Here is a 19,630-nt window from a genome sequence, read left to right on the forward strand (position 1 = left end):
TAGATTATTTTTATTTTTACATTATGAACGAGCCGTTAGCAGAAAGAGTAAGACCAAAATCATTATCAGAATATGTGAGTCAGACCCACTTAGTTGGAGAAAATGGCACACTAACGCACCAAATAAAAAGAGGAATACTACCTTCTTTAATTCTTTGGGGACCTCCTGGTACCGGAAAAACAACTTTAGCTACCATTATTGCAAATGAAATAGATAGGCCGTTCTACACGCTTAGTGCAATTAGTAGTGGTGTTAAGGATGTTAGAGAAGTTATTGAGAAAGCTAAAAAAGGTGGCGGACTATTCACTACTAAGAATCCTATTTTATTTATAGATGAAATTCATAGGTTTAGTAAGTCTCAGCAAGACTCTTTATTAGCGGCTGTAGAAAAAGGATGGGTTACATTAATTGGCGCAACTACAGAAAATCCAAGTTTTGAAGTAATACCTGCACTTTTAAGTAGATGTCAGGTTTATATTTTAAATCCTTTTGACAAGCACGATTTGGTTATGCTATTAGAACGTGCTATAAGACAGGATAAGTTACTACAAAGTAAAAAAATAGAACTTAAAGAAACCGAAGCCTTACTTAGACTTTCTGGTGGCGATGGTAGAAAATTATTAAACATTTTTGAGCTTGTAATTAATTCTGAAAACTCAGAAAGTGTAGTTGTTACAAACGATCTAGTACTAAGTAAAGTACAAAAAAACACTGTTTTATATGATAAAACTGGTGAACAACATTACGATATTATATCTGCCTTTATAAAATCTATTCGTGGTAGCGATCCTAACGGAGCCGTATACTGGTTGGCACGTATGATAGAAGGTGGTGAAGACGTAAAGTTTATTGCTCGTAGAATGCTTATTGCTGCATCGGAAGACATTGGTAATGCAAACCCAACTGCTTTGGTTATGGCAAACACTACTTTCCAAGCAGTTACAACAATTGGTTATCCAGAAGCTCGTATTATACTTAGTCAATGTGCTATTTATTTAGCAACTTCTGCAAAAAGTAATGCTAGCTACGCAGCAATTGGCAAAGCACAACAAGTAGTTAAGCAAACAGGGGATTTACCTGTGCCAATAGCCTTACGCAATGCACCAACTAAATTAATGAAAGACATAGGTTACGGTAAAGATTACCAATACGCACATAACTATGAAAATAATTTTGTAGCAGCAGAGTTCTTGCCTGATGAAATTACTGGAACATCTTTCTATGTCCCAGGAAATAACAGCCGAGAAAGAACCATTAAAGAATTCTTAAAAAACAGATGGAAAGATAAGTACGAGCTTTAGAATTTAATTTGTAATTCTTTAGACATTAGCTTATCTCCTTGGTAATATTCAAAAAACCATGTACCAGCTTTATTTATAACAACACCATTTAATGCATTGTTTGTAGCTATATAATAATCTTGAACTGTAGTTTTGTATATTTTATATTCAATTTTAGGAGTACTATCTACTAACTGAAAACCATTTGGAATTTCTTGTGCATATAACACACTTGAAGCAGCAACAACCTCTGCTTTAGCTGTACTGCTAGTTTGCTCTTGTTTTTCTTCTGAAGCAGAAACTACTTCTTTTTCTTCTACCTTATTAACATCGTTCTTAAAGCTTACAACAACAGGAGCTGCATTTTGTTTTTCCTCTTCTTTTGGCTGATAAGTGTAACTTATTGTATCAAAAGATTTAAAAGCATTTCTAATTGCCTCGCTATAAGATTTTTGATATTCTTTTTGTTTGCTTTTTGCTAATTTTGTTTCAAATACCTGATCCGAATTACAATCTTTTAATAGCAAACCAGCCTTTGTTGTAAACATACTAGACTCATCTTTTAAGTCTACTAATAAACCTAGGCATCTGTTAGATTTTAAGTCCTGTGGCAAGTCATCATCATAAACAACAGTGTATCCCTTTTTTGTAAATAAAAATTTAATTAAAGCACTTGTTCTGTATTGGTCTGCTTCTTTAAAAGCATTAAATTTTTTAGGAACAATAATATATTTGTATTCATTAAAATTTTGTGCTGAAAGGAAAAACGAACACATAAAAATTGCGCTAAAAAGAAACTTTTTCATAGGACTAACTTAATTTTTGCCCCAAGATATAACATTAATTCCTAACTGAAAAGATGCGTACTGTGAAGCCGCCACGTTTTTATAGCCAATTAAGTTATCTGCCATAGCATAGATATTTACAGGCCCTATGTTTAAGTTTGCTCCAAAGCCTACATTAGTAGCCGAAAATTTATCTACAGTATATGTCGTTTTTAAACTTACCGCTTTACCAAAATTTCTTTGATAAAATGCTGTAACTGCTGTTTGTGGTCCACGAGGTCTGTTAATTACATAAAGCTGTCCGCCAACAGCATTAGGAAAACCTAAACTACCTTTACTACCACCTGCTTTACAATCGCAATCTTGCACACTTCTATTTTGCTCTCCAAAATTGTAGCGTATAGATCCATAAAGCTTTGTAGGTCTAAAAGTTATATAAGATTTATTATTTTCTTCGTACGGTATAAGTCCATCTACATCATCAATTAAATTCTGCCAAAAATCTTGAGATGGATCTGCCAATGCGTCTGGTAAAATTACCTGAACACCTTCTACAGTTGCCTGTCCCTTTAAAGTATAATTTTTAACGTCGTTAGAATGAGATATAAAACCTAAATCTAAAATACTACCTGTTATTGTTGTATTTCTGTTTAATTGGTAAGTAAAACCTAAGTCTACTCCTACCCCTAAATCGCCACCTAACATACCCCTTTTAGCTAACAAACTGCCAACACCAGTACCATTATCATTAGCATCTTTTATACTATTTAAACCAGAGGTTTGCAACTCCATATCTGCAACTAAAGTAGATGCCAATAAATTATTTTCTCCTGGTGTAGTAACAAAATATCCTTCATTTTTTGTAGATCTAAATGAAAAAATACCTGAATACAATTTAGCTCTTGCTCCTACAATAAGATTACGATCTACCCTCTTATTTATTCCAAAATGAAAAACGTTTACCATTTCCCCTCTTGTTTTAAGATGAGACAAATTAAATCTTTGGTTTAGTCTATTTGCATTCCCCTCAAAACCTAGAATAGCATAATCCTTAAACCAATACCCAATAGCATCACCCTCTGTATAAATACCAAAAGAATAAAAATTATCTGGATTTTTTTTACTTCTGAATCCTACATTTAATATTTCTACTTGAAACGAACCACTAAGTTCATCTGTAGGTTTCATACCATAAAGAGCACGCTCTCTAATTTTATCGTTTATATCCAAGCCGTCGTTAGCAAAAAAATCGTTTACAGATGCGCCACTAGAACCTGCCTGAAAAGATGTTCCAGAAAGTAAAGGAACGCCAACATACATTCCTAAGCCTGTTTCTATACCTGGATTTAAAAGAATAGATTGTGGCACCTCCTTAAAATCGTACATAAGCTGCTTATTCTGAGCGTAACCTAAAAACGTACACACAAAAAGTAGTATTATAAAAAACCTATTTATCATCTTACACTAATTTTAAAATTAGCACTTGACCTAAAAATTAGTTTGGGATTAGCTTTACTAGATATGCTTGTGTCATCTCCAAGATTCTGCGCAGAAAGACGTAATGCAGACGTGTTTCTAATAATATCTAGGGGCCTTGCACTTGTACCTCCGTAAAATACCTCTACATCTGTAGTATTAACAGCCTCTGCTCCTATATTTAGTACTGTAGTATCTAGCACATTACCACCATCGTCTATTAGTTCTATAGTTACGATTACAGGTTTACTCGTTGTATTTTCTAGTTGATAAAAAATTGATCCTTCTATGACATTATCCGAAAAGTAATCGTCTTTAAAAGCATCAAAATTAAAATCGTTTGTATAAAACCCAGCTGGATCAGGATTACTGTTTATTACATCTTCTGTAGTTTCAAAATAAAATATACTGGCTTCTAAAGTTGGCTCTATCACAATATCATCAGCCTGATCAAAGTCTTGTTCTTCTATACAAGACACAAGAGATAGACATAGAAATAGAACACTAAATAAATAGTGGGGGATCTTCATTATCAAATGGTTGTGTTAATATGCGTAATTAAATAACTCTATAAATAGTTTTTTATTTCATCTAAAGAGTTAATTATAGCGCAATGATTATGTGTTGGCTCTTGATGAGCATTAAAATGTAAAGCGTGTAAGCCTACTAACTTAGCTCCTAAAATATCTGCCTCTAAACTATCTCCAATCATTAACGATTTATCTGCTTTAGTATTTGCTTTTTGCAGAGCAAGCTCAAAAATATATGGATTTGGCTTTTTAACTCCTGCCATTTCAGAATCTACAATTACATCAAAATAATTATCTATTTTAGAATTTCTTATTTTTTTATTCTGTACATCCTGAAAACCATTAGTGATAATATGCAATTTATAATTAGGCTTTAAATGTTCTAAAATTTCTATTGCACTAGGAAATAAATGATTAAATGAAGACAGGTGATTTATATACTCTGCTGCCAACAAATTAATTTCTTTATCGGTTGCATTATAATCTATAGTCTTAAATGTAGTCCGTAAACGTTGAAAACGCAGGTCTTCTTTAGATATTTTTTCTTCTCTAAAAAGCTTCCAATATTGATGGTTGATGGGAATATAGGCTGTTAAAAAATCTTCAACCTTTACTCCTATCTTATTTTCTTCTAAAATTTTTGTAAAAGTCAAAGCAGAATTCTTTTCAAAATCCCAAAGCGTATGATCTAAATCAAAAAAAACATCGGTAATTAATTCTTTATACATTGTATTTTTTTATAACATTTTCGTAAACTCTCATCCAATTAATTCGCTGCTTTTTACCAAGCAACTCATTAGAAAAAATAGTAATTAATTTACCGTTAACTTTTTTTAGCTCCTGGTAAACCGAATCTAACTTTATACTAATTTGCTTCTCATTTTTTAAAGAACCCAATGCATAATTATGCACCGCAAATGGATGTATTTTTATTGGTTGTTGTGACTCTAAATGAATATCATAAAAAGAAAATGGCGAACAAGTACCTGCTCTAAAACCAATACAATGTGTGTAACCCATTGTAAAATCTTCACTAAAATCTGCATCTACCAACTCTTTATAAGTTGTAGGTATCTCTACTCTATTATATCTAAAACGCACATATTTAATAGGTCTATTTACCACAGCTCCTAGCTTTCTTTTTTCTTCTTTAAGTATTTCTATGTTAGAAAAAGAATTGTAAGATGCTGCTAAAGAAACAACACTATAGTCTGCTACCGATTTTATTAAGTATCTAAATTTATTATTGCTTGTAGACACGTTTTTATCAAAAGTAGAATAGTCTGCAAACTGAAAAAAGAACATACTCTTTACATTATTCTTTTTATGTAAACTTATTAGATGATCAAAATTATTGTAAGGATCTTTTTTAGGATTAAACCACACAGAAACTCTCTGAAAAACGCGTTTAAACTTTAAGGTAACCAAATCTAACAGTAAACCACCAGCACTACGCAAAAGACCTCGGTGTGCGTAACAGTGAGATGTTGTAACATCTATTACAGATGTATATTTATATGTTTGCCTTTTATGTTCTAAATCTGGAAATTGTTCTAATAAAGCAGCTAAAAGTTTATACATCCAGATATCTACTACCGGCTTCTCTAAAAATTTATATTTGTACGCTAAACTCTCTTTTACAGGATATCTACCGTGAGCATCTTTTACGTGTGGTAAATATTCCTCGTACCTAGAAATAAGATAAAAACTGGCTGCAAAAACATCAAAAGGGATATTACTACGTTCCCCAGTAGCAAAAAAACAGGGAGTTCCATCCCAATCGCTAATATTAATCTCTAAATCGCTTATTCCTTGCTGATACAACAAATCGTTACTACGTATAAAAAACTCGTTTTGTAACGGTTGTTTACTATATGTAATTTTTGCCTCAGAATGCTTAATAAAATCTTCTACCTTGGTCGTTAAAGTAACTTCTATACCTAGAATTTTACCAAAAAGATGTTTCATTATATACGTGAAACGAGGCGTTATTTTATGTGTATAAATTAGTAACATTCTGGGGTTTATGTTTTTATATATTTATTTAAGTAGTAAAACAACTAACTAAAGCAAATTATCATCTGCAAAGCTAAAATATTCTCTTTGAGTAATGATAATATGGTCTAAAACTTTCATATCTAAAGCTTGTGCTGCTGTTTTAAGCTTCTGTGTTATTTGTTTATCTGCAGCACTAGGATTTAACCCTCCTGACGGATGATTGTGCGCCAAAATTAAACCTATTGCTCCTATTTCTAATGCTTGTTTTAAAACTAAACGAACATCTACTAGAGTTCCTGTAATACCACCTTTACTTAATTGTGCTTGGTGCAATACTTTGTTAGAATTGTTAAGGTACACAATCCAAAACTCTTCGTGTGGTAATTCTCCTAAGATGGGTTGCAACAAATTAAACACATCCTTACTACTCCCAATCTTTTCTATTTTAGCAACCTCTTCTCCCCTTCTACGTCTTCCCATTTCTAGAGCAGCTGCTATGGTTACTGCTTTTGCTTCTCCAATGCCCTTAAACTGCATAAGCTGGCCAATAGATAGTTTTCCTAACTGGTTTAAGTTGTTATTTACAGATGCTAAAATACGTTTAGATAATTCTACTGCACTCTCGTCTCTGCTACCAGAACCTATTAAAATTGCAACAAGTTCTGCATCAGATAAAACAGCTTTTCCCTTTTGCACTAATTTTTCTCTAGGCTTATCATCATTAGACCAATTTTTAATTGAAAAGGAGTTTGGTTGGTTTTGCATTTGTTAAAGATAATAATCTTTACTTACATACGTATTTCATCTTAAAAACGTTACATCTATAAACAGCTATTAAAATGAAGGAAATTCTTAATCAACTTTATGAAATTGAACAAAAAAGTATTAAAAACGAGATTACTTTATTTGATAGGAACTTAAAACGTTTGTTTCATGAGATTGAAGAACAAGGTTTTTTTATAAAAAATCCAATAGGTGAAAAATTCTCTGAATTAAGAACAGATATTGATGCTACCTTAATGAAGGACTTAGGACCTAAATCTAAAATTACAAAGGTTTTAAAACCTATAATTTATAAGAAAGAAGGAACTGAAGTTATAATTATACAAAGAGGTGTAGCTATAGTAGAATAAGAAAATATGAAGACAGTTAATTTTGGAATAGATTTAGGAACTACTAACAGTTTAATAGCAAAGTATGAAAATGGAGTACATGAGGTTTTTAAAAATCCAATAGGGCAAAAACAAACACTAGCGTCTGCTGTTGCCTTTAGAGGTAGTAGAATATTAGTTGGTGATAAAGCCAGAGATTTATTAGAGAAAGACCCTTTAAATGTTTTTACTTGTTTTAAACGAAAAATGGGAACCACAGACCGTTACTTTGCAAAAAGCATAGACAAGCACGTGTCTCCTGTAGAACTTAGCGCTTATGTATTAAAAGAACTTAAAAACTTTATACATACTGGCGAACAGATAGAAGAGGCTGTTATAACAATACCTTCTTCTTTTGACACCGTACAATCTAACGCTACAAAAACAGCTGGTCAAGAAGCTGGCTTTAAAGAAGTATATCTTTTACAAGAACCTATTGCTGCCAGTTTAGCTTTTGCTAATAAAAATAACCTTGAGTTAAACGAAACTAAAAAATGGCTTATTTATGACTTTGGTGGCGGAACTTTTGATGTTGCTCTATTGCAAATAAACGAAAGAGAAATGAACGTCTTAGATAACGAGGGCGACAATTTTTTAGGTGGTATGGACATAGACAATCTAATTATAGAGAAACTCTTAATTCCTAAATTAGAGCCAATTTTAAACGAAACTAAGCTTTGGGATCAGTTTAAAGAACCTAATAATCCGTTACAGAAATTATACTTTGAGCTTTTATTTAGAGCCGAAGAAACTAAAAAAGAACTCTCTAGGTTTGATGCTACAGAAATAGACATAGATTACGCAGAAAAAGATATTTACACAAGTATTGAAGTTACAAGAGCTGATTTTAATAATTTACTTGCTCCCTTAGTAGAGCATACTATTAACTTCTCTAAAAAAATACTTGACTCTAACAATCTTACAAGTGCTGATATAGAAAAAATTATAATGGTTGGTGGCAGCACACTTATACCTTATGTTAGAGAGCAAGTAGAAAAAAACTTGGCAATACCTATAGATACTAGTGTAGACCCTACAGCAGCGGTTGGTATTGGCGCTGCTTATTACGCAGGTTCTAAATTATCTAATCTTAAGCCTTCTGAACCAGAAAACAATACAATTAAAGCAGAAAAAGCAACAGACACAGAGCTTATCGTGGATTTAATTTATGAGAAAAACACCAAAGATTTAGAAGAGTTAATTGCGGTTGCTATTAATAAAAACATAAACGGTTATTACAGAATTACCAGAAAAGATGGTGGTTTTGACACCGGTCTTGTTGCTCTGGAAAATGGAATTAACATTTTTGTAGATTTACTACAAGGGCAAGTAAATACATTTAGTTTAAAAATATTTGACAACAATCAAACTATAATTTACACAAACGATACAATACACATTAATCAAGGAAAATATAATATTCAAGGTCAATTGCTACCTAATGATATTTGTTTAGAAATAGATGATGTACAATACAATGTAACAAGATTAGAATCTATTTTTAATAAAAATACAGTTTTACCTCTTAAAAAAACATTGTACAAATCGGCCTCTAAAACTATTCTCTTAGGTAGTGATGATAAGTTGCAGATTAATATTGTAGAAGGCGATGGTAACGGACTACCAAGTTCTGGCCTATCTATTGGCTACATAGAAATTTCTGGAAAAGAATTAGAACAAGATCTAATAAAAGGTACAGACATAGAGCTAAATATTTCAGTTTCTGAATCTAGAGATATAGCTGTAGATGTATTTTTAAGTAGTTGTGACCAAGAATTTAGCAACACTTTTAAACCCACGGAAAGATATATTAGCAGCTCTAAAATGGAAAACGAAATAAGAGTAGTTACCAACAAAATAGAACGAGAACTTGCAAAAAAAGACAATACAGATAATTACGAGCTGCTGCAAAAATTTAAAACCATAGAACACGCTTTAATAGAATTACAAATAGAGCTTAGTCTTTTAGTAGATAATGACGTTACAGATGCTAAATTTAAAATAGACAATCAAAAAAGAAGCTTAATACAACAGTACGATTTACTTACTAGACATAAAGATTTAGATAATGATATATCTGAATACAAATCTGAAGTATTAGCCGTAAAACATCATTTAAGTACTACAAATAGCGAATACTACCAAGATCAATTTAATAAGGTTATTGCTAACGAAAAAGCTTTTATAAACTCTGGTAACAAATATTTAATACGCTCTAAAATTGAAGAATTAAACGCAATTAGAAATGCTATGTTTACTGCTGATGACACAAACTTTATTGGCCCTTATATACACTACAAAACATTAGATAACTATCCAGATAAGAATAAAGCTGCTATGTTAATTGCTGAAGGCGATAAGGCTTTAGAAAACAGACAATACAATGTAGTAAAACAAATTGTTTACCAGCTTGCTAATATGTTACCTAATGAAAAACCAAAAACATCTTTTGGCAATCAGGACAAGACTGGCTTAAGTTAATCTTGATAATAGTACAAAGCAAAAAAGCGACTAAATAAATTTAGTCGCTTTTTTTTGATGCTAAAATTAATACTATTAAATTTTCTTTTCTTTATACTCTATATCTACAAAGGTTACACCAAAAAGATTAATATTTATTTGAGGTTCTACACCCAAATCCTCTATTAAAAAACCTTTATTAAAATACTCTTTACTTGTTTTAGATGTTGATTTAAAATACCCTCTTGGCTTAGTAAAATCATCTGAATTATAGGATCCTTTGTATTTATAAAAATCTGTTCCTATGTAAAAATAGAGTGTATCTCCATCAGGATGAAGATTAATAACCACAGAATCATCACTTTTTATATATGTTGCCTGGTCGCGTTCTAGCCCAAAATTAGTAGTAAACAAAAATAAATCTTCATCACTCTTATTAGTTACCTTAACCTCATAACCATTTAGCGTACTATTTGAAATACCTTTAAACAGATCTGGATAAGGATTTTCTCCAGTTTCAAAGGTAACAGCTCTCCATTTATCAAGACTTATATCCTGTGTTCCTTTAAATAAGGTTTTAAAAAATGGTTCTTTATCTTTTCTCCAAACACTGCTGTTTGGTTCGTATGCGTTTTCACTTGTACTATACATTATTTCAATCATAGTTTCTGGCACATCTTCTTCAATCTCTACTTCTGGCTCTAGAATCTTATGTTGTTCTATATGGTAATAAACATCTGTAAAAGAAATATCATTATCATAAACAATAATTTTAGGAGCAGATCCTATACTATCTATTATATATTTATTCTTCAAAAACACTAATTCATCTGCATTAACATCTTTAAAATACTTTTTGCCAGAACTCAACTTTGTAGACGATCCTGAAGTAATCCTTTTTACTCTTTCAGACCCTACAAAATCATCACCCATATAAAAAACCAATTCTTTAATATAGTCTTTATATAGAATATTTAAAGTATCGTTTGGTCTACTATAAGATGCAAAGTCAGCTTCCATACCGTTATAATGCTTAAAGAGTATAAAAGGTCTAGTTCTTTTATTATAAACCTTTATTAAATCGTTGCTTATAACTGGGTTGTTACTTTTAAAAGAACCTGTATAAGGTGTAAATCCGGATTTAATTATAACCTTATTTTCTGCTGAAATACTATCTGCCTCTGCTTTATGTATTAAATCTGAATAAAATGCTGTTTTATCATCTTCATAAGAAAACTCTAATGTTGGAAACTTATAATTTGGCGAACTGTATGTTGAGTAGTTAGACGATGAGGAGGAAGAGGAAGTAAAAATACGTCCTACCCTTACTAAAAATATCACAATACCAATAATAAGCCCTATCATTTTTAAGCCTGAAAAAGACGAATTAGAGCCTTTATCCATTTCACGGTTTGAGGATCTTGACTGTTCGGAACTAGAGCGAAGACTACCTACTTGGTTTGCTGCTTTAGCATAAAAATCTTTTGTTTCTTGACTAGCTACTTCTATTAATTTAAAATTACGAAAAGCTCTTTGTACAACAGAAAATTCTGAATATAGATTTTTAGTCCTATTATAGTAATCTATCATAGCACTAACATAGTCCATCTTTGACTTAGAAATAACCCCTAAAGAAACTGTATTTAATAAATAAATATAGGTTTTATAGGCTACCTCAGGGCACTTCATTATTAACTCACCATTTTCTGATATAGATACTTTTTCTGTAATTATATCTGCTTGTGACTTTATGTAGCGGTAATATGTAGTTAAAAGGTTGTCTGTAAAGAGCTCTTTATGAGACATAGCTTTTATAATGGTATCGTACTTTTTTAAAGCAAAATCTGCTTTAACCATTCTCATAAAATAAGCTTCAAAATAAGGCTCTAGAAACTCTTTTATGTTTGGTGTATCTGCCAAGATAACTGCATCTATAATAAATGTTTTTTCACCGCTATCTTTACCAGTAGTAATAAACTCTTTTAAATATTTATGCTTTTCTATAAAGTAAACAGACTTTTTTTGTTCTTGGCTAGATAGCTGTTTTACTATGCTGCTTACCTGTTCTGGATTATAAGCATTAGCACCAGATCGTAGTCTTTGTATTTTTAGTGTTTTCTCTAGCCTTATAATTCCTCGGCTATCCAAGTTCATAAGTTCGTCTAGAGATAATCCTAAAAGATTTACAGGGGAAATGTACATATATAAGTTTAGATACTTTTTAAACGAAAATATCTAAACTTTATGATGTATTTACTTAAAAATTAAAAAATTACCTTTCTACAACTTCTTTAAGTTCATTAAAGTCTAGACCTCCATAATTACCAGAACTCATTAATAACAAAACAGAATTGTTAAAATCTGATTTAAATAAATACTCTTTAAAAGCAACAGGGTTGGTATAAATCTTAAGATTAGATCTATTAAAAGCATTAGCTATTTGCTCTTCTGTTACTTCATCTAGTTGTTTAATTTTTACGGCGTCTGGAGAATAAAAAACAACAGCTTCATCTGCTGCATCCAAAGCCCCACTGTATTCTTTTAAAAATTCTGCGTTTAGACTGCTGTAAGTATGCAACTCTAAACAAGCAATTACTTTTCTAGAAGTGTACTGTTCTTTTACTGCTTTTGTAGTAGCTGCTACTTTGCTTGGCGAGTGTGCAAAATCTTTGTATGCCACACTAGTTTTACCTTGTGCAATTTTTTCTAATCTTTTAGAAGCTCCTTTAAAAGTACCAATTGCTTCGTAGAAATCATCTTCATCTATACCTATATTTTGGCAAATCCATTTGGCTCCTGCCAAATTACTTAAGTTGTGCTTACCAAAAACCTCTATTGGCATTGGCCCTTCTGGTGTCTCTAATAACGTTTCACCATCCTCTATTGTATATTCTGGTGTTTTATACTCTAACTTACGTATTGGGTTTTCAGATGCTTCTACAACTTTAACAACTTCTGGGTCTTCACTATTATATGTAATACTACCTCCTTTAACAATGCTATCTACAAATATTTTAAATTGCTCAACATAATTTTCAAACGTAGGAAAAACATTTATATGGTCCCAAGCAATACCACTTAACAAAGCAATATTTGGTTTGTATAAATGAAACTTAGGTCTTCTGTCTATTGGAGAAGACAAATACTCATCGCCCTCTAAAATAATAAAGTCATTTTCTTCTGTTAAATGCACCATTCTATCAAAACCATCTAACTGTGCACCTACCATAAAATCTACTTCTTTACCGTGGTAATTAAGCACGTGTAATATCATAGAAGTAATTGTTGTTTTACCGTGACTACCGCCAATAACAACTCTAGTTTTATTTTTACTTTGCTCGTATAAAAACTCAGGATAAGAATATATAGTTACTCCTAATTCTTGTGCTTTTAACAATTCTGGGTTGTCTGGCTTTGCGTGCATACCTAAAATAACCGCATCTAAATCTGCCGTTATCTTATCTGTAAACCAACCAAAAGATTCTGGTAATAATCCTTTTGCAGCCAACCTACCTTTAGATGGTTCAAAAATAACATCATCACTACCTGTTATTTTATATCCTTTATGTTCTAAGGCTAGTGCCAAATTGTGCATTGCGCTTCCGCCAATGGCGATAAAATGAATTTTCATACGTAAAATTATTGCTGTAAAGATAACAATACAAATAGGTTAAAAAAAAATAAACCCACAAGACAATTACACGGAAAACAGTCATATATAAACATAAAAATGGTATTACTTTTGTTTCATATAGAGGACTTTACTCACTCAAAAGGTAAGTTAACGCATTCTTAATTGCATGGGTGCTTAGTAAACCCCATTTTTGTTACTACATTTAACGCAAATTTAGATTTTTAACAGCAGACATATAACAGACAGATAATGAGAAAATTAACCTCTACTTTAGTTCTAATCTTATTCGCACAACTAGCAATGGCACAAGAAAACAACAGTTACGAGATGCTTTGGAAGACCGTAACAAAGCACGAGAATTCTTCTATGACTAAATCTGCGTTAGAAACAGCACAAGCAATTGCCGCTAAAGCAAAAAAAGAAAATAACTCTCCGCAAACTATTAAATCTCTCTTATATATTTCTAAGTATGCATTGACCTTAAAAGAAGATGCTGTATTATCTATAATAAATGATTTTAAAGATGAAATTGCTAAAAGTAACACACCAACTAAAAATGTTCTAGAAAGTTATTTAGCCAACTTATATTGGCAATATTACAACCAAAATAGATACCAGTTTTACAACAGAACAAATACAGAATCTAAGGTTGATAGTGTAGATTTTAGAACTTGGGATTTAACGACACTGTTTCACGAAATAGATATACATTTTACAGCTTCTCTTAAAAATAAGGAAGAATTACAAAAAGTAAAAATTTCTGAGTTTGATGCTATAATACATCAACAAAAAAATTCTGAAACATACAGACCTACCCTATTTGATGTTCTTGCACAGACTGCATTAGAATTTTATAAATCTGACGAAAATGGTATTACTAGACCATCTGAAAAGTTTGAGATAGACGACACCAATATGTTATGTACAGGTACAGATTTTATAGACTTACCAATTAGTGATACAGACAAAACATCTTTGCAATCTAAAGCTTTAAAAATTTACCAGTCTTTATTACAATTTCATAAGAATGATAAATCTCCTGAGGCCTTTATAGAAGTAGATTTAGAAAGATTAAATTTTGTTTATGGCAATGCTGTTTTTTCTAAAAAAGAGGAACATTTTTTAACTACTCTAAAAAAGATGTCAGATGTTTATAAAAACGATGCTGTCTCTGGAATTTACAATTACAATATCGCTAGGTTTTATAGCGCAATAGGAGATACATACAATCCTAAAGGAGAAACCCAAGAAAATCAATGGAAAAAAACTGAAGCCATAAAAATATGCGATGCCGTAGTATCTAAATTTCCTGAAAGCAGAGGTGCTTTAATGTGTAAAGATTTAAAAACGAGTATCCAAAGAAGCACACTTAATATTATTGCAGAAAGTTATATAGAAATTAATAAGCCATCTAAAATACTTGTTACCTATAAAAATATTGAAGAATTAAACTTTACAGCTTATAAAATCTCTACTAAAGAACTTAGTCAATTAGACGAATTATATCCTGAAGAGAAAAAGTTTGCCTTTATTAAAAAGCTTAAATCTATAAAAACTTGGAAATCTAAATTAAAGAATGAAAAAGATTACCAACAACATTCTACAGAACTAATTACACCTAATTTTAATGTTGGACAGCTATTAATACTTGCAGAGCCAACAAAGCTTACAAAATCATTTGCATACAACACCATACAAGTTACCAACTTAACTCTAATAGATACACAAACTGCCAACGAAGACTTTTTTCAGGTTGTAAATAGAGCAAACGGTAAACCAGTATCTAATGCAACGGTAAAACTAACCTACAACCCTAATTATAACGATAAAGAAAAAAAAGTAACATTTACATCTAATAGTTTAGGTATAATTAAACTACCAAAAATAAAAGATAGGTGGTACAATATTAAAGCTAATATTAGTCATAAAGATGATTATGCTTCTTTTGGTACTTACAATGTTTACCAGAAAAATAATAGAAATAACAACAGGGATAACAATGTTGCATTCTTATTTGCAGATCGTAGTATTTACAGACCAGGACAACCTGTATACTTTAAAGGTATTACATTAAATCAGCAAAATAATAAATCATCTGTTTTAGAAAATGCCAAAATAACAGTTACATTAAAAAATGTAAATTATGAAGCTGTAAAAACACTAGAGCTAACCACTAACGAATATGGTTCTTTTAACGGAGAATTTATACTGCCCAGCAATGGCTTAACTGGTAACTTTACTATAGAAGCTATCTCTACTACTCACAACATAAATAATACTATTTATTTCTCTGTAGAAGAATATAAGCGTCCAAAATTTACAACAACTTTTAAACCTGTTACAGAAACATATAAGGTTAACGATATGGTTACGGTTAACGGTACAGCAACAGCATTTGCTGGTAGTACTATTAGCGACGCTAAAGTTGTATACACAGTAAAAAGATTGGTTAGATACCCTAATTGGTATTATTGGAGATGGGCTTATGATGACAAAGCACAAGAAATTACACAAGGCGAAACAAAAACCGATGCAAATGGTAATTACAAGATAACGTTTAAAGCACAACCAGACAATAGTGCTAAAAAGGAAAACTTACCTGTTTTTAATTATGAAATTTCTGCTGATGTAACAGATATTAATGGAGAAACAAAAAGTACTAAAACTGTAGTAAGTGTTGGTTACCATAGTTTAAGCGCCTCTATTAATGTTGCTTCTACAATTAATAAAAGTAAAAAAGATAGCGTATTATATGTTAATACATATAATCTTAATGGTCAATTCTCGGCAGCTAAAGGCTTTTTAAAAATGTACAAATTGGTTGCTCCTAAAAACACAAAGCGTAGTCGTCCTTGGAGCGAACCAGATTACAAAATAGATGAGGACACTTTTAATACAAATTTTCCTCACGAAACATACAAAGACTTATCTCCTAGAGACTGGAATAAAGGAGAATTAGTCTGGAGTGGTACTTTTGATACAGAAAAATCCAATTTAATTGAGTTACCATCTATAAAAAAATGGACATCTGGTAAATACATTATAGAACTAGAAACCGAAGATAAATTTGGCTTAAAAGTAACAGATAAAGCTATTACTAGCTTATTTAGTCCAGCTGATAACACTACCGCAGACAAAGAACTTTTTGATATACAAATAGACAAAAATTCTTATAAGATTGGTGACAAAGTACAAGTAAAACTACTTTCTGCTGCAGCTCCCCTAAATATTACATTGTTTATAGAGAAAGGCAATAAAATAGTAGATACTAAATTAATAACACTTAACAATAGCGCTAAAACCATAACTATACCTGTTACTAAAGAAGATTTAGGTGGGTTTGCTATTAGTTACTCTTTTACTGCTTACAACTCTTTTGTTTTTGGAAGTAAGCAAATTAATGTGCCATACCCAAGTACTAGTTTACAAATAGAAACTCTAACCTTTAGAAATAAAATAGAACCGGGAACAGACGAGACTTGGGAGTTTAAAATTAAAGGACCTAAAGGAGAAAAAGTTGCTGCTGAAGTTTTAGCTAGTATGTACGATGCCTCTTTGGATGAATTTAGAAGTCACAGTTGGTACTTTAGTCCTATTTATCAGAATCACCACTACTCTAGTGTTCGTAGTAACGGCTATAGAGGTTTTTATAATGAATCTTATAGAGTTATTATTGATGAAGATTACACTTATTATTACAAAGGTCAAGGATACGATAGTTTTAACTGGTACAATTTAAGAATTGGCAACTCTTACTACAATCGTAGATCTCTTGCTAAAAGCTCTTCTTCTCCAATGTCTATGAGTATGAAAGAAGAATCTGGAGATTTAGATGACAGTATAGAAATGGATGAAGAAATTGTTGTCGTAGAAGAAATTGCTTCAGATGATGATATGAGCAGCCCAGTAGAGTCTAAAAAAGATAGCACACCTCCTGCCCCTCCTAAAAAAGAAAAAGAAGAAGTTAAGATTAGAAAAAACTTGCAAGAAACAGCTTTCTTTTTTCCTGACTTAAAAACAGATAAAGACGGTAATGTATCTTTTAGTTTTAATACTCCAGAAGCATTAACTAAATGGAACTTACAATTATTAGCACATACTAAAAACCTAGAAAGCGGAAGTAGCTACTTACAAACCGTTACTCAAAAAGAGTTAATGGTTATACCCAATGCACCTCGTTTTTTACGAGAAGGGGATCAGCTAATTTTTAGCACTAAAATTGCAAACATTACAGAGAAAAGTTTAACTGGTGCTGCAGAACTACAGCTTAAAGATGCTGTTACAGGAAAAGATATTGCCACAGATCTTATCACAGGTGATTTAGAACATAAATTTTCTGTAGATGCTAAAGGAAACACGCAGGTTTCTTGGACATTAGAGATTCCTAAAAACCTTCAGGCAGTACAATACACTGTTATAGCTAAAGCGGGTAAATTTAGTGATGGCGAGCAAAACTTGCTTCCTGTACTTACAAACAGAATGTTGGTTACAGAAACATTACCAATGTGGGTAAGAAGCAATCAAACTAAAAAATTCAGTTTAGATAAATTAAAAAATAATACATCTAAAACCTTAACAAACCATAAGCTTAGTTTAGAAATTACATCTAATCCTGCTTGGTATGCCGTACAAGCATTACCATATTTAATGGAGTATCCGCACGAGTGTAATGAGCAGTTATTTTCTAGATATTATGCAAATACATTGGCTAGCCATATTGCAAATAGCAACCCTAGAATACAAGAAGTATTTAAACAATGGGCAAATTCAGATGCGTTACTAAGTAATTTAGAAAAGAATCAAGAATTAAAATCGATCTTAATACAAGAAACACCTTGGTTAAGAGATGCACAGTCAGAAACTGAGCAGAAAAAACGCATAGCATTACTTTTTAACTTAAATAAGATGAAAAGTGAACAAGATAATGTTATCCGTAAATTACAAAACAGCCAAACAAACAAAGGTGGCTGGGCTTGGTTTAAAGGAGGAAAAGAAAACAGATACATTACACAGCATATTATTACTGGCTTTGGACATTTAGGAAAACTAAATGCTCTTAAAAAAAATGATAAAGATGTTGCCAAAATGATTGAAAAAGCAATTTCTTACTTAGATAAAGAATTTATAAGTGAGTACGAGTATATGAAAAAACACAGTAAAAATTTAAGTCATGACCACTTAAGTTATACTCAAATGCACTACTTGTATATGCGTAGTTTTTATTTAGATGTAAAAATTTCTAAAAAAACGCAAGAGATTATAGAGTACTATAAAGGACAGTCTAAAAAGTATTGGACAAAACGTAGCTTGTATAGTAAAGGTTTATTGGCGCTTTACTTATTTAGAATAGATGAAGATGCTACTGCCAAAAAGATTTTAAAATCTTTAAAACAGAATAGTATTACTTCTGATGAATTAGGAATGTACTGGAAAGAAAATACAAACTCTTGGTATTGGTACCAAGCGCCTATAGAAACTCAGTCTTTATTAATTGAAGCTTTTTCAGAGATTGAAAACGATACTGAAACAATAGACAACCTTAAAATTTGGTTACTTAAAAACAAGCAAACCAACCAATGGAAAACTACAAAAGCTACAACAGAGGCAGTTTACGCATTGTTATTACAAGGTAGCGATTGGCTTTCTGTTACAGATGCTGTAGAAGTTCTAGTTGGCAATAAGCAAATAGATCCTAGTAAATTAGAAAACGTTAAAGTAGAAGCCGGTACAGGATATTACAAAACATCTTGGAACGGAACAGAAATAGAGTCTGATATGGCCGATGTACAAATTACCAAAAAAGGAAATGGTATAGCTTGGGGTGCTTTATACTGGCAATATTTTGAAGATTTAGATAAAATAACATCTGCAAAAACTCCGCTTAAACTTTCTAAAAAGTTATTCTTAAAAAAGAATACTAGTACCGGTGAACAAATTTCTGAAATTACAGAAAGCACCAAATTGGTTGTAGGAGACTTGGTTAAAGTACGTATAGAATTAAAAGCAGACAGAGCTATGGAATTTGTACATATGAAAGATATGCGTGCTTCTGGTTTGGAACCTCTTAATGTAATATCTAGATACAAATGGCAAGATGGTTTAGGCTATTATGAGAGTACTAAAGATGCCAGCACAAACTTCTTTTTTGATTATTTACCAAAAGGTGTTTTTGTGTTCGAGTACGACTTAAGAGTTAACAACGCGGGTAATTTTAGTAATGGAATAACAACAATACAAAGTATGTATGCACCAGAATTTAGTAGCCATAGTGAAGGTGTACGTGTTTCTATTGATAAATAATAATATTTAAACAAAT

12 protein-coding genes are annotated in these 19,630 nt (G+C 31.5%); 4 read left to right on the plus strand and 8 right to left on the minus strand.

Annotated features, from left to right (window positions below; genetic code table 11):
• The first annotated feature begins 23 nt into the window (after window positions 1–23).
• On the plus strand, window positions 24–1,301 hold the full coding sequence (locus tag BT107_RS07680) for a replication-associated recombination protein A (RefSeq protein WP_072303205.1): 1,278 nt from the start codon (window positions 24–26) through the stop codon (window positions 1,299–1,301).
• Here BT107_RS07680 and BT107_RS07685 read toward each other — a convergent pair.
• From BT107_RS07685 to radC, 6 genes are read right to left on the minus strand one after another with little or no spacing between them, the layout of a single operon-like run.
• Window positions 1,298–2,086, minus strand: coding sequence for a hypothetical protein (locus BT107_RS07685; protein ID WP_072303206.1), 789 nt, complete (start codon window positions 2,084–2,086; stop codon window positions 1,298–1,300). The two genes, BT107_RS07680 and BT107_RS07685, sit on opposite strands and share 4 nt — an antisense overlap.
• Before the next feature lie 9 nt (window positions 2,087–2,095).
• Entirely contained in the window at window positions 2,096–3,523 is a 1,428-nt protein-coding gene (locus BT107_RS07690; RefSeq protein WP_072303207.1) for a DUF5723 family protein, read from the minus strand.
• Window positions 3,520–4,071, minus strand: coding sequence for a hypothetical protein (locus BT107_RS07695; protein ID WP_072303208.1), 552 nt, complete (start codon window positions 4,069–4,071; stop codon window positions 3,520–3,522). The genes BT107_RS07690 and BT107_RS07695 overlap by 4 nt, the downstream gene beginning before the upstream one ends.
• Window positions 4,072–4,109: 38 nt before the next feature.
• Complete coding sequence (locus BT107_RS07700; RefSeq protein WP_072303209.1) at window positions 4,110–4,799, minus strand: YjjG family noncanonical pyrimidine nucleotidase; 690 nt, start codon at window positions 4,797–4,799, stop codon at window positions 4,110–4,112.
• Window positions 4,792–6,087 carry a polysaccharide deacetylase family protein gene (locus BT107_RS07705; protein ID WP_072303210.1) on the minus strand — a complete coding sequence of 432 codons (1,296 nt, stop codon included), beginning with the start codon at window positions 6,085–6,087 and terminating at the stop codon, window positions 4,792–4,794. Before BT107_RS07705 ends, BT107_RS07700 begins: the two co-directional genes overlap by 8 nt.
• A 48-nt stretch (window positions 6,088–6,135) precedes the next feature.
• Window positions 6,136–6,834, minus strand: a complete 699-nt coding sequence (gene radC, locus BT107_RS07710; RefSeq protein ID WP_072303211.1) for a RadC family protein — start codon at window positions 6,832–6,834, stop codon at window positions 6,136–6,138.
• A 74-nt stretch (window positions 6,835–6,908) separates the two neighbouring features.
• Between radC and BT107_RS07715 the strand changes: the two genes are divergently transcribed.
• Together BT107_RS07715 and BT107_RS07720 are read left to right on the plus strand one after the other, a co-directional pair.
• Window positions 6,909–7,202: a hypothetical protein gene (locus BT107_RS07715; RefSeq protein ID WP_072303212.1), complete on the plus strand. Its 294-nt coding sequence runs from the start codon at window positions 6,909–6,911 to the stop codon at window positions 7,200–7,202.
• Window positions 7,203–7,208: 6 nt separating this feature from the next.
• Entirely contained in the window at window positions 7,209–9,701 is a 2,493-nt protein-coding gene (locus tag BT107_RS07720) for an Hsp70 family protein (RefSeq protein WP_072303213.1), read from the plus strand.
• Window positions 9,702–9,776: 75 nt separating this feature from the next.
• On the opposite strand, the gene BT107_RS07725 is transcribed toward BT107_RS07720, so the two are convergent.
• On the minus strand, window positions 9,777–11,882 hold the full coding sequence (locus tag BT107_RS07725; RefSeq protein ID WP_139254296.1) for a hypothetical protein: 2,106 nt from the start codon (window positions 11,880–11,882) through the stop codon (window positions 9,777–9,779).
• Window positions 11,883–11,952: 70 nt separating this feature from the next.
• The gene (locus BT107_RS07730; protein WP_072303215.1) at window positions 11,953–13,311 is read right to left on the minus strand and encodes a UDP-N-acetylmuramate--L-alanine ligase; all 1,359 of its coding nucleotides are present in this window, start codon (window positions 13,309–13,311) and stop codon (window positions 11,953–11,955) included.
• 252 nt (window positions 13,312–13,563) lie between these two features.
• Here BT107_RS07730 and BT107_RS07735 point away from each other — a divergent pair, with 252 nt between their 5' ends.
• Entirely contained in the window at window positions 13,564–19,614 is a 6,051-nt protein-coding gene (locus BT107_RS07735) for an alpha-2-macroglobulin family protein (RefSeq protein ID WP_072303216.1), read from the plus strand.
• Window positions 19,615–19,630 lie beyond the last annotated feature (16 nt).

Source organism: Cellulophaga fucicola (assembly GCF_900119145.1).
Classification (GTDB): Bacteria; Bacteroidota; Bacteroidia; order Flavobacteriales; family Flavobacteriaceae; genus Cellulophaga; species Cellulophaga fucicola.